The organism is Niveispirillum sp. CC-CTL257, from assembly GCF_059489915.1.
This window is the reverse complement of sequence record NZ_JCAJXE010000001.1, coordinates 2,504,977-2,517,479: the sequence shown is the minus strand read 5'-3', so window position 1 is coordinate 2,517,479 and position 12,503 is coordinate 2,504,977. Positions and strand designations below refer to the sequence as shown.

Genomic DNA, 12,503 nt, shown 5'->3' with positions numbered 1-12,503 from the left:
CTAAACCTGCAACACCCCCGTCGCCGCGCGGCGCACGGCCTGGGTCAGGCGGGCCAGGGTGGCGCTGGGCAGGCGGCTGCGCTGCCAGTAGAGCTGCACATCCAGCCCCCGGCCCGGCAGCAGTTCCACCAGCCTGCCCGCCGCCAGATGCGGGGCCGCCAGCGCCACCGGGTTCATGCCCCAGCCGATCCCCGCCAATGCGGCATCGATGAAGGCATGGGAGGAGGGCAGCCAATGGGTGGGTACCGCCCGCTCCATCCCCGCCTGCCGCAGCCATTGCGCCTGCAGCCGGTCCTTGGCGTTGAAGGTCAGGCAGGGGGCATTGGCCAGCGCGCCCGGCGTCACCCCGTCCGGGAAATAACGCCGCATGAAGGCCGGGCTGGCCGTGGCGACATACGGCAGGGCGCCAAGTGCGATCTGGTCACAGCCCGCCACGGCCCCGCCGCCGGCGGTGACAGCGGCCAGCACCTCCCCCCAGCGCAGCCAGTCGGCGCTGTGATCCTGATCATCCAGCACCAGATCGAACAGACAGTCGGGCAATTCCGCCATGGCCGCCAGGAACCAGGTGGCCAGACTGTCGGCATTGACGGCGACGCGCAGGACGGGGCGGGACCCATCCTGGGCCAGGGCGGGCAGGGCCGCCGGCAGCTCGCTTTCCAGCAAAGTCACCTGCTCGGCATGCTGGCACAGGCGCAGGCCCGCCGGCGTGGCGGTACAGGGCGACCCCCGCGCCACCAGCACCACGCCCATCCGTTCTTCCAGCAGCTTCACCCGCTGCGATATGGCCGACGCGGTCACATGCAGCTGCTGTGCGGCACGCTCAAAGCTGCCGGTTCGCACCACGGCGACCAAAGCGGCGAGAAGGGCGTAGTCCAGCATGGGATTAGAAGTGCTTAATCAGGATTAGAGATGTTATCTACGCTTAATATCGCTGAAATGCTAGGTCCGGCTTGTCCAAAACCGGAGCCACCACCCATGATCAACGCCATCCTGTCGGGATATCTGCTGGGCCTCAGCCTGATTGTCGCCATCGGGGCGCAGAATGCCTTTGTCCTGCGCCAGGGGTTGCGCGGTCGGCATGTGCTGCCGGTCGTGCTGACCTGTGCCCTGTCCGACGCGCTGCTGATCGCTGCCGGGGTGGCGGGTCTGGGCTGGCTGGGGGAGCGCTGGCCGGCATTGCTGCCCGTTTTGCGCTATGCCGGGGCGGCTTTCCTGTTCGCCTATGCGCTGCGGTCCCTCTGGTCGGCCTGGACGGCGAACGCGGGGCTGGACCCGGCGGGAGGGGATGGGGCCGGGCTGGCGGCAGCACTGGCCACCTGCCTGGCGCTGACCTGGCTGAACCCGCATGTCTATCTGGACACGGTCGTGCTGATCGGGTCGGTGGCCAGCCGGTTCGGGGAGATGAAGCCCTGGTTCGGGCTGGGGGCGGTGGCCGCGTCCTTCAGCTTTTTCTTCGCGCTGGGTTTTGGCGCGCGGTTGCTGCGGCCCGTGTTCGCGCGACCGGGGGCGTGGCGCGTTCTGGACGGGGTAATTGCCGTGACCATGGCGGTTCTGGGGGCCAAGCTGTTGGTGTGAAACATTTCGCCCTTCGTTTGGACCGCCATTTCCGGTAAAGGGGAAGTCCGGCCCCTCAACCATCCAACAGGCCCATGCACCGACCGGTCCGGCAGTTCCTGAAAACCCTTCCCCTGCTGCTGGCCCTGCTGGCCCAGCCTGCGCAGGCGATTGAGCCGAGGTTGATCGGGATTTTCCGCGACTGGAACGCGTTCGTGCTGGAGGAGGCGTCGGGCCCCGTCTGTTGGATGGTGTCGCGGCCCAAGAAGATGGAAGGCGATTTCACCAAGCGCGGGGACGTCTTCCTGCTGATCACCCACCGTCCGGCGGAGCGCAGCTTCGATGTGGTGAACTTCATCGCCGGCTACCCGTTCGCCGAACATGCCGAAGTGCAGGTGCAGGTCGGCAAGCAGAGCTTCAAGCTGTTCAGCAAGGATGAACAGGCCTGGGCACGGGACGAGAATACCGACCACGCCATCGCACAGGCCCTGCGCCAGGGATCGACCATGGTGGTGCGGGGCACCAGCCTGCGCGGCAGCCGGACCACCGATACGTTCAGTCTGGCCGGGGCCGGTGGTGCCTATCAGGCCATTGGCGATGCCTGCGCCGAACGCGCAGCACCGTCCGTACCGGAGCCTCCGCCCCAATGATAACTGCCGCCGGCCCCCGCAAGGGCCGGCGGCATTATCCGATCAGACCGGCCCTGTCATCAGGAAGGCGTTCAGCTTGTTGCCATCCAGGTCACGGAAATAGGCGGCATAAAAATTGTCGCCGCGCGGACCCGGCGGACCTTCGCAGGTGCCGCCCAGCGACAGGGCCAGTTCGTGCAGCCGGTGGACCTGTTCCTTATCCTTTGCCTCCAGCGCCACCATCACGCCGTTGCCGACGGTCGCCGGATTGCCGTCGAACGGCTTTCCCACCCCGATACCGGCCCCACCGCCGGGCGCTCCCCAGGCGATGAAGGTCGGCCATTCCATCATCCGGCCCGTCCCCAGTTCCTTGGCAATGGCGTCGTAGAAGGTGGCGGCCCGTGCCAGGTCATTCGTGCCCAGCGTCACATATCCGATCATCGTTTCCCCCAGATTATTCCCCGCCGTGTCTGGCAAGGTGACGGGAACAATACCAGAACATTTTCATGAATCCGACTCTTTTTCAGCCCGCTTGGAAGCATCGCGCCTTCAGTTTGGCAAACGCGTCGGCGCGGTGGCTGATGGCATGTTTCAGGGCCGGGTCCATCTCCCCGCAGGTGATGTCATAGCCGTTGGGGATGAAGATCGGATCATAGCCGAAGCCCCGTGTACCGCGTGCCGGAAAGGTCAGGCGGCCTTCGAACCTGCCCTCCACCGCCTCAACATGCCCATCGGGCCAGGCCAGGGCCAGCGCGCAGATGAAGGCGGCGCGATCGCCCTTGCGGTCGATCGAGGCTTCCAGCGCCATACGCACCTTCTCCATTGCGAGGCTGAAATCCTTGGTCGGGCCGGCCCAGCGTGCGGAATAGACACCGGGATCGCCGCCCAGCCCGTCGACCGACAGGCCACTATCATCGGCCAGCGCCGGCAGGCCCGATGCGATGGCCGCCGCCCGCGCCTTCAGCATGGCATTGCCGATATAGGTCGTCTCCGTCTCCTCCGGCTCCCCCAGCCCCAACTCGCCGGCACTGGGGAAGGTCGAGACGTAATCTTTCAGCAGCGCCGCAATCTCCGGCACCTTGCCCTTATTGTGCGTGGCGATTACCAGCGTGTCGCCGGTGAAGAGGCGGTTATGGGTCATGGGGGCTCCTTACAGCCCCAGCGCCTGACGCTGCAGCGTCGTCAGTTCGCCGATGCCTTTGCGGGCCAGGGCCATCAGGGCCATGAATTCACTCTCGTCGAACGGCTTATCCTCGGCCGTGCCCTGGATTTCCACGATGCCGCCGCGACCGGTCAGCACGAAATTGGCGTCGGCACCGGCATTGCTGTCTTCGGGGTAATCCAGGTCCAGGACGGGCACGCCATTATAGATGCCGCAGGAAATGGCCGCGACCTGATCGATCAGGGGGATGGTGGACAGGGTGCCGGCGCGCACAAGATGCTGGAATGCCAGATGCAGGGCGACATAGGCCCCGGTGATGCTGGCGGTGCGGGTGCCGCCATCGGCCTGGATCACGTCGCAATCGACCTTGATCTGCACCTCGCCCATGGCCTTGAGGTCGGTGACGGCGCGCAAGCTACGACCGATCAAACGCTGGATTTCCTGGGTGCGGCCCGACTGCTTGCCCTTGGCGGCCTCACGGTCGGTGCGGGTATGGGTGGAACGCGGCAGCATGCCATATTCCGCTGTCACCCAGCCCTGACCCTTGCCGCGCAGGAAAGGCGGCACCTTTTCGTCCACGCTGGCGGTGCACAGAACATGGGTGTCGCCGAACTTTATCAGGCACGACCCCTCTGCATGGCGGGAGAAATTGGTCTCCAGGCTGACAGGGCGGAGCTGATCGGCCAGACGGCCGGAGGGGCGGGTCATGATGTCTTCCGTGATCTTGGGATGTCCTGCCCCCGTCATAGCAATGCCGGCGCGCCTGCGTCCAGCCATGGCGTCGCATGGCGGTTTGTTGATTTGGCCCCGATCCGCCACTAATCTCTATAGGGATGCCAACGGCAAGGGACCTGTGCGAAGGCATGATCAGTGAGCTGAACCAGCGGTCGCGGGAAATTTTCCGCCATATCGTGGAAGCCTATGTCCAGACGGGGGAGCCGGTCGGGTCGCGTACCCTGTCGCGACGCCTGACGGCCACCCTGTCGCCCGCCACCATCCGCAACACCATGGCGGACCTGGAGGAACTGGGGCTGCTGGTATCCCCGCATACATCCGCCGGGCGCATCCCTACCGATGCCGGCCTGCGCATGTTCGTGAACGGGCTGCTGGAGGTCGGCGACCTGACGGAGCGGGAGCGGGAGGATATCGAAGCCACCTGTTCGGCGCGCGGCCGGTCGGTGCCGGAGGTGCTGGAAGAGGCGACGAACCTGTTGTCGGGCTTGTCATCCTGCGCCGGTCTGGTGTTGGCACCCAAGACCGACCGCCCCCTGAAACATATCGAGTTTGTCAGCCTGTCGCCGGGCCGGGCGCTGGTGGTGCTGGTGACCGAGGATGGGTTGGTGGAAAACCGGGTGGTGGAGGTGCCGACCGGCCTGCCGCCATCGGCGCTGCAGATGGCCAGCAACTATCTGAACGCCCGCGTCGTGGGCCGCACCCTGGCCGAGGCCCGTGCCTTCATCCAGAAGGAGCTGGAGGAGCAGAAGTCGCAGCTGGACAGTCTGACGCAGAAGGTGGTGCAGACGGGATTGGCCACATGGTCGGGCGCGCGGGGCAGCCAGGGCTATCTGATCGTGCGGGGACAGGCCAAGCTGCTGGAGGATGTCACCGCCATTTCCGACCTGGAGCGCATTCGTACCCTGTTCGAGGCGCTGGAAACGCGTGAGCAGATGCTGCGCATGCTGGACGCGACGGGCAAGGCCGAAGGCGTGCAGATCTTCATCGGGGCGGAGAATGATCTCTTCTCCCATGCCGGTTGTTCGATGATCGTCAGCCCCTATGCCAACACCAAGGAACAGATTGTGGGGGCCATTGGCGTCATCGGCCCCACGCGCATCAATTATGCCCGTATCATCCCGATGGTCGACTATACGGCAAAGCTGATCGGCAGATTGATGGGGTGACCTTCCCTTGTGGTCATGGGGGGTGACACCCTATTTCTGGGTCGCGGCATCTCGACAGGCGGCGCAATCCCGCCTAAACCAGAGGGCCATTTCCCACCCGTGAATTCCCAAGGGTAAGTACCGCGATGACCGACACGATCAACACCCACGACAACGACCCCAGTGCAGAGCCCGCCGCCCAGGCAGGCACGACCGAGGCCGGTGCCGAGGCGGCGGCCCGCGTCGCCCAGCTGGAAGCAGAGGTCGCGTCCCTGAAGGACCAGATGCTGCGCACCCTGGCCGAGACGGAGAATGTCCGCCGCCGGGCCGAGCGTGAGCGCGAGGACACCGCCAAATACGCCGTCGCCAAGTTCGCCAAGGAACTTCTGGCCGTTGCCGACAATCTGCGCCGCGCGGTGGAGGCCGTGGGCGAGGATGTGCGCACCGAGAATCAGGCGGTCGGCAACCTGCTGACCGGTGTGGAAGCCACCGAGCGCCAGCTGCTGGCCGCCTTCGACCGCGCAGGCATTGCCAAGGTGGAGGCCATGGGCGCCCCCGCCGATCCGAATTTCCATCAGATCATGATGGAGATCGAAAATACCGGCAAGCCCGCCGGGACCGTGGTGCAGGTGCTGCAGGCCGGTTACACGATCCATGGCCGCCTGTTGCGCGAAGCCATTGTCGGCGTCGCCAAGGGCGATGTCGGCGGCCATGTGAATACCAGCGCGTAATGACTGCTGGGCGGGTGACGCGGCCTAAACCGTATCACCCGCCGGTCAGCTCCAGGGGCCGGTCCTGTTTCAGGCCGATACCGGTCAGGGACAACCGCCGCGCCTCCGCCATCAGCCAGGCGATCAGATCGGCGGCAGCGTCCAGCGCGTAGCCATCGGGCCGGATGTTGGACACGCAGTTGCGGTCGGCGTCGCGGGTGATTCCCGGCTTCGGCGCAAAGGTCAGATAGGCCCCGATACTATCCGCCGCCGTCAGGCCGGGCCGTTCCCCGATCAGCATCAGGACCATGGCGGCATTCACGGTCGCCGCCACATAATCGCCCAGCGCCACCCGCGCCTGTCCCGCCAGGATGACAGGTGCCAGATCCCACCCCGCCAGTCGCGGCAGCAGAGCGTCCAGCAGCGCCTTGCCATGGTCGTGCAGGGCGCGGGCCGACAGGCCATCGGCCAGCACGATCACGGCATCATAGGCCTTCTTCGGCCCCTGCCCGTGGCAGCGCATGCCCGACAGCAGGGTGGCATCCGCTTCATGCAGGCGGCGGCCCAGATCGGGGCGTTGCAGATAGGTGGCGCGGTCTGGGGCCTGACTGCGCACGATCAGCGTCGGGTGATCGGCCAGCGCCTCGGCCAGCCCATCGGCATCGAAAGGCTGATGCACGGCATCGCGGGCCAGGGCATGGGCCGCCTGGAATTCCAGCAGCCGGGCCACCGGTAGGGCGTCGCCGGTGCGGCCCAGCGCGATACGGGCAGGCGTGAAGCGGCGCAGATGATCCCAGGGATCGCTCATACCGCCACCCCTTCGATCAGCTTCACTGCACCGCTGCCCGCCGACAGGGCAGGACGCACCCGCCCGCCCGCATCCATCACCCCCATGCGAATCAACCACTCCTCGAACTCCGGTGCCGGACGCAGGCCCAGGGCGGCGCGCAGATAATTGGCGTCGTGGAAGGAGGTGCTTTGATAGGACAGCATCACATCATCCGCCCCCGGTACCCCCATGATGTAGGAACAGCCCGCCACGCCCAGCAGGGTCAGCAGGTTGTCCATGTCATCCTGATCGGCCTCGGCATGGTTGGTGTAGCAGACATCCACCCCCATCGGCAGGCCCAGCAGCTTGCCACAGCAATGATCTTCCAGGCCCGCGCGGATGATCTGCTTGCCGTCATAAAGATATTCCGGGCCGATGAAGCCGACGACCGTATTGACCAGCAGCGGGTTGAAGGCGCGGGCCACGGCATAGGCCCGCACCTCCATCGTCTGCTGGTCGATGCCGTGATGGGCGTCCGCTGACAAAGCGCTGCCCTGGCCGGTTTCGAAATACATGACATTCTGGCCGACGGTGCCGCGTTTCAGGCCCTGCGCCGCCTCATGCGCTTCTTTCAGGATCGACAGGTCGATGCCGAAGGACCGGTTCGCCGCCTCTGATCCGGCGATCGACTGGAACACCAGATCGACGGGGCCGCCGCGTTCCATCACCTGGATCAGGGTGGTGACATGGGCCAGCACGCAGGATTGCACCGGCGCGTCGAACCGGCGGCGCAGATCGTCGACCATGGACAGAAGGTCCAGGCAGCGGCCTACGCTGTCGGTGGCGGGATTGATGCCGATGGTTGCGTCGCCGCACCCGTACATCAGCCCATCCAGAATGCTGGCCGCGATGGCCTTGGGATCGTCGGTCGGGTGGTTGGGCTGCAACCGCACCGACAGGCGGCCCGGCAATCCAATCGTGGTTCGGAAGGCCGTCACCACGCGCGCCTTGCGCCCCACCGCGATCAGGTCCTGATTGCGCATCAGCTTGGATGCCGCCGCTACCATCTCAGGGGTCAGGCCGGGGGCCAACGCTGTCAGCGCCTCTGACGTCGCAGCGTCCGACAGCAGCCAGTCCCGCAATTGTCCAACGGTGAAGGATGCGACCGGGGCGAACGCGGCGGCGTCATGGCTGTCCAGGATCAGCCGCGTCACCTCGTCCGCCTCGTAGGGGATCAACGGCTCGGTCAGCAGGGTTTTCAGCGGTAGATCGGAAAGGGCGATGCGGGCGGCCACCCGTTCGGCATCGCTGCGCGCCGCGATGCCCGCTAGCTGATCGCCCGACCGGGCCGGGGTGGCACGGGCCAGCAGGGTTTTCAGGTCATCGAACCTGTAGGTGGTTCGCCCCACAGTCGCGCTGTACGCCATCGCCGCTTCCTTCCTACCGGTATTCAGCGTCGCAAAGCCGCCGCGTCCAGCAAGCCGTGTGGCAGATCAGGTCATCCAACCCGGGAACAGGGCACGCAGACCGGCGGCGATGATCTCCACCGCGACGGCGGCCAGCAACAGGCCGGTCAACCGGTTCATGACATTCAGACCCGTCTGGCCCAGCTTGGCACCAATGGGCACGGCCAGCCGCAGGGTCAGCAGTAGAAAGGCGCACACCGCCAGGATGCAGCCAACCAGCACCGCATAATGCTCCCAACCGGCGCCCCGCTGCGCCTCGATGATGACGGCGGAGATAGAACCGGGACCGGCCAGCAGCGGCAGGCCCAGCGGCACCACGCCGATGGCCTGACGCGTGCCAGCCTCGTCCGCTTCCTGCGGCGTCTGTTTCACGCCCGACACGGTGGCGTTCAGCAGCGACAGGGCGATCAGCAGCAGCACGATGCCGCCGCCGACCCGGAAGCTGGCCAGACTGGTGCCCAGCACCGTCAGCACCGCATCGCCCAGAAACACCGAACTGACCAGCACGGTCGCCACCGTCGTAACGGCGGAAAGGGCGATGGAGTTGCGTTCCTTGGCACCGCGCCCTTCCGTCATGCCCAGAAAGATGGGAATAGCGGCGAAGGGGGTCAGGATGGCGAAAAGCGCGATCAGGAACCGGGAATATTCGGACCAGGCTTCCATGGAGATGTCCGGCTGTGCCTCCCCATTTTTGGGGAGCGTTGGATTGCTGGGCAAACCATAGCACGGATGACGGGGCATAATGGAAGGGGCTGGTTAGCGCTTCTGAAGACGGAGATGCCGTTCTTTCAGGCGTCCACCAGCTCCGCCGCGCGTTCCAGGTCGACGCTGACCAGCTGGCTGACCCCGCGCTCCATCATGGTGACACCGAACAGGCGGTGCATGCGGGCCATGGTCAGGCGGTGGTGGGTGACGATCAGGAAACGGGTGGCCCCGCTGGCCGCCATCTCCTCCACCATGTCGCAGAAACGCCCCACATTGGCTTCGTCCAGGGGCGCATCCACCTCGTCCAGCACGCAGATCGGGGCGGGATTGCACAGGAACACCGCGAACAGCAGCGACAGGGCCGTCAGCGCCTGTTCCCCCCCCGACAGCAGCGACAGGACTTGCAATTTCTTGCCCGGCGGGCTGGCATAGATCTCCAGCCCCGCATCCAGCGGATCATCCGATTCGGTCAGTTTCAGATGGGCCGTACCGCCGCCAAACAGCTTGGTGAACAAGCGCTGGAAATGTCCGTCCACCAGCTCAAAACTGGCCAGCAGCTTTTCCCGCGCCTCGCGGTTGATGGCCCCGATCCCCTGGCGCAGGCGGGCGATGGCGGCGGTCAGGTCGTCACGTTCACTGGTCAGCTTGGCGGTCTCCGCCTCCATCTCGGCCAGTTCGACCTCTGCGCGCAGATTGACGGGGCCGATACGCTCCCGATCCTCCAGCAGGCGCGACAGGCGCTGTTCCAACTGCGACGGCGGCGGCATCTCATCATCAGGGTCGATGCCGGCGGCGGCCAGAACCTCCCCTGGCTCGCAATCCAGCTTCTCACGGATACGCTCCACCAGACCGGCCAGGGCGTTCAGGGATTGCGCCACCGCTGCTTCGGCATGGGCGCGGGCTTCGCGCGCGTCGGCCAGGGCGCTTTCTGCCTTGCGCACGGCTTGCTCGGCCTGGGTCTGGGCGGTTTCCGCTGCGGCCAGGGCATCCCCCGTCTGACGGCGGCGGCGTTCGGCAGTGACGATATGGCCGCGTAGCGTCTCCCGCTCCGCCGCGATCTCCAGAGGCCGTTCGGCCAGGGCCTCCAGTGCTGCCCGGTCTTCCTCCGCCCGTTCGGTCAGTTCGGACAGGCGGCTGGCCGCACCCTCCACACGGGCCTTCCAAGACAGTTCCTCGGCTTCCAGGCTGGACAGGCGGCGGCGACGCTGTTCGGCATCACGTTTCACCCGGTCTACGGCCCCTTGTGCGCCCGACAGATGCCCGCGCTGTTCGGCCAGAAGGCCGCGCGCATCGGCCACCGCCATGCGCGACAGGGTCGGGTCGGGAAGGTCGTCCAGGGCGGTCTGCGCCTCTGCCACCAGACGCGCAGCCTCCGCCTTGTCACCGGTCAGGACCTCCAGCGTCTGGGCCATGGCCTCGCGCTTCGACCGGGCGGCGGCGGCTTCGCTGATCAGCCGCGACTGCGCGCTGCGGGCCTGATCGACGGCGGTGAAGGCGTGGCGCACCGCGTCACGCGCCTGCCGGTCACCGGCCTGGGCCGCTTCTTGCGCGCGCCGTGCCGTCAGGATGGCGGCGTCAGCGGCGGCACTGGCGTTGGCATGGGCATGGCGGGCGGCGGACAGGTCGGCATCGGCGCGGTCCAGCGCCAGCTCAATCTCCGCCAGTCGGTTGCGCTGGGTCAGGCGGATGGCGGCGGCCGTGGGCGCACCCGGTGTCGTGGTCAACCCGTCCCAGCGCCAGGCCCCGCCATCCCGGCTGACCAGAATCTGCCCCGGTGCCAGGGTGGGGGCCAGCCGCCGGGCGGTCGCGGCATCGGCGACCAGTCCGATATGCGACAGGCAGCGCGCCATTTCCACCGGAGCCTTGACCTGCGCCGATAGCGGTTCCACCCCCGTCGGCAGGGGGGCGGTGATATCCAGGGGCGGCAGGGTACGCCAATGCTGGGCCGCCGCCTCGTCCAGCGGTGCCGTCAGATCATCACCAAGGGCGGCGGCCAGCGCCTGCTCATAGCCGGCGGCCACCGTCACCGCGTCGATCAGCGGCGGGAACAGGTCTTCCTCTTCCAGGTTCAGCAGGGCGCGCAACCCATCGCGTTCGGCACGCAGCTGGGTATCGCGCGCTTCGGCCTGCGACAGGGCGGTGCGGGCGTCGGCGATGATGGCCTGCCCGTCGCTGCGCGCCTGTTCCAGGGCGCTGTCGGCCTCCTGCTTGGCGATTTCCGCCTGCTCGGCGGCCTCGCGCGCCAGATCCAGCCGTTCCTCGGCCAGGGCCAGCGCCTCGGCTGCTGCTTCCAGGGCAGCATCATCGCCGATCTTTTCGTCCAAGGCGGCCAGCTGGGCGGCCTGTTCGGACAGGCGCTTCTCCAGGGTGGACAGGCGGGCCTGCGCATCGCGCAGCCGGTTGCCGGCGGCGTTGCGGGCCGCGTCCTCGGCAGCGGATTGCTCCAGGGCGCGGGACAGGTCGCGCTCTGCCGCCTCCACCGCATCACGGGCCGTCAGCAGCGCCTCCTCGGCGGCCTCCAGCTCCATCGCCTCCTCGCCCTGCGCGTCCAGCAGGCTGGCCCGTTCGTCGGCCAGACGGGCGGCGGCACTGTCGGCATCGGCGGCAAGCGCCCGTTCGCGGGCAAGGTCGGTGGCCAACTGCGCCAGACGGCGCTGCATGGCCCCATGCGCCTCCTTGACGCGGGCCTCCTCGGCATCCAACTGCTCCCGCGCCACGATCAGGCGCTGCAACGCGGCACCGGCGGCGGCATCCTCCTGCCGCAGGGGGGGCAGGGCCTCTGCCGCCTGATCGCGGGCGGTAGCGGTGCTGCTGACGGCCAGCATCTGATCGCGCACGGCGGTGTCCGCAGCGGCATGGCCGTCGCGGGCGCGGTCCAGCAGGCGGTTGGCCTCGTTCCAGCGCTGATGCAGCATCTGCGCCTCGGCCCGGCGGATATGGTCCTGCACCTGACGGTAGCGCTGGGCCTGTCGGGCCTGTTTGCGCAAGCCCTGCAGCTGCCCGTCCATGGCGGCCAGCACATCCTCCAGCCGCGTCAGATTGGTCTCCGCCGCGCGCAGCCGCAGTTCCGCCTCATGCCGCCTTGCGTGAAGCCCGCTGATGCCCGCCGCTTCCTCCAGCAATTGCCGCCGGTCACCGGGCTTGGCATTGATCAGGGCACCGACGCGGCCCTGGCTGACCATGGAGGGGCTGTTGGCACCCGATGAATGGTCGGCGAATAGAATCTGCACGTCGCGGGCGCGCACCAGCTTGCCATTGATGCGGTAATCCGACCCGGACCCGCGTTCCAGCCGGCGGGTAATCTCCAGTTCTCCGGCATCGGTGAAGGGCGGGGGCGCGGTGCGGGCATTGTTGCCCAGCACCATTGTCACCTCGCAGATATTGCGGGCGGGGCGTGTGGCCGTGCCGCCAAAGATGACATCATCCATATCCTCGCCGCGCATGCGCTTGGCCGAGGTCTCCCCCATGGCCCAGCGCAAAGCCTCCAGCAGGTTGGATTTGCCGCAGCCATTGGGACCGACAACACCCGTCATCCCCGGCTCGATCAGCAGCTCTGTCTGATCGACGAAGGACTTGAAGCCGGAAAGACGGAGTTTCGTGAAATGCACGGGTGGCCGGTGGGTCGGTA

Annotated in this window: 12 protein-coding genes; 4 read left to right on the top strand and 8 right to left on the bottom strand. The window is 67.0% G+C overall.

The window, feature by feature from the left end; genetic code table 11:
- Complete coding sequence (locus ABC729_RS11770) at positions 1–879, bottom strand: LysR family transcriptional regulator ArgP (protein ID WP_495607761.1); 879 nt, start codon at positions 877–879, stop codon at positions 1–3.
- A 96-nt stretch (positions 880–975) separates the two neighbouring features.
- On the opposite strand from ABC729_RS11770, the gene ABC729_RS11765 reads away from it, so the two are divergent.
- Entirely contained in the window at positions 976–1,575 is a 600-nt protein-coding gene (locus ABC729_RS11765; RefSeq protein ID WP_495607760.1) for a LysE/ArgO family amino acid transporter, read from the top strand.
- 74 nt (positions 1,576–1,649) lie between these two features.
- Positions 1,650–2,204 carry an invasion associated locus B family protein gene (locus tag ABC729_RS11760; RefSeq protein ID WP_495607759.1) on the top strand — a complete coding sequence of 185 codons (555 nt, stop codon included), beginning with the start codon at positions 1,650–1,652 and terminating at the stop codon, positions 2,202–2,204.
- Positions 2,205–2,246: 42 nt separating this feature from the next.
- Here the strand turns inward: ABC729_RS11760 and ABC729_RS11755 are convergent, their stop codons facing one another.
- The 3 genes from ABC729_RS11755 to rph form a co-directional block, all read right to left on the bottom strand.
- Entirely contained in the window at positions 2,247–2,624 is a 378-nt protein-coding gene (locus ABC729_RS11755) for a VOC family protein (RefSeq protein WP_495607758.1), read from the bottom strand.
- A gap of 82 nt (positions 2,625–2,706) precedes the next feature.
- Positions 2,707–3,324, bottom strand: coding sequence for an RdgB/HAM1 family non-canonical purine NTP pyrophosphatase (gene rdgB, locus ABC729_RS11750; RefSeq protein ID WP_495607757.1), 618 nt, complete (start codon positions 3,322–3,324; stop codon positions 2,707–2,709).
- A 9-nt stretch (positions 3,325–3,333) separates the two neighbouring features.
- On the bottom strand, positions 3,334–4,053 hold the full coding sequence (rph, locus tag ABC729_RS11745; RefSeq protein WP_495607756.1) for a ribonuclease PH: 720 nt from the start codon (positions 4,051–4,053) through the stop codon (positions 3,334–3,336).
- A gap of 155 nt (positions 4,054–4,208) precedes the next feature.
- Here rph and hrcA point away from each other — a divergent pair, with 155 nt between their 5' ends.
- Positions 4,209–5,246 (top strand): heat-inducible transcriptional repressor HrcA, encoded by a 1,038-nt coding sequence (hrcA, locus tag ABC729_RS11740; protein WP_495607755.1) that lies wholly within the window; start codon positions 4,209–4,211, stop codon positions 5,244–5,246.
- 125 nt (positions 5,247–5,371) lie between these two features.
- On the top strand, positions 5,372–5,956 hold the full coding sequence (grpE, locus tag ABC729_RS11735) for a nucleotide exchange factor GrpE (RefSeq protein WP_495607754.1): 585 nt from the start codon (positions 5,372–5,374) through the stop codon (positions 5,954–5,956).
- Positions 5,957–5,990: 34 nt separating this feature from the next.
- Here the strand turns inward: grpE and eutC are convergent, their stop codons facing one another.
- The 4 genes from eutC to smc all read right to left on the bottom strand — a co-directional run bounded on the left by eutC (position 5,991) and on the right by smc (position 12,483).
- Positions 5,991–6,743, bottom strand: a complete 753-nt coding sequence (gene eutC, locus ABC729_RS11730; protein WP_495607753.1) for an ethanolamine ammonia-lyase subunit EutC — start codon at positions 6,741–6,743, stop codon at positions 5,991–5,993.
- Positions 6,740–8,131, bottom strand: coding sequence for an ethanolamine ammonia-lyase subunit EutB (locus ABC729_RS11725; RefSeq protein ID WP_495607752.1), 1,392 nt, complete (start codon positions 8,129–8,131; stop codon positions 6,740–6,742). The genes eutC and ABC729_RS11725 overlap by 4 nt, the downstream gene beginning before the upstream one ends.
- A gap of 66 nt (positions 8,132–8,197) precedes the next feature.
- Positions 8,198–8,833, bottom strand: coding sequence for a MarC family protein (locus ABC729_RS11720; protein ID WP_495607751.1), 636 nt, complete (start codon positions 8,831–8,833; stop codon positions 8,198–8,200).
- A gap of 125 nt (positions 8,834–8,958) precedes the next feature.
- Positions 8,959–12,483 (bottom strand): chromosome segregation protein SMC, encoded by a 3,525-nt coding sequence (gene smc / locus ABC729_RS11715; RefSeq protein ID WP_495607750.1) that lies wholly within the window; start codon positions 12,481–12,483, stop codon positions 8,959–8,961.
- Positions 12,484–12,503: the final 20 nt, after the last annotated feature.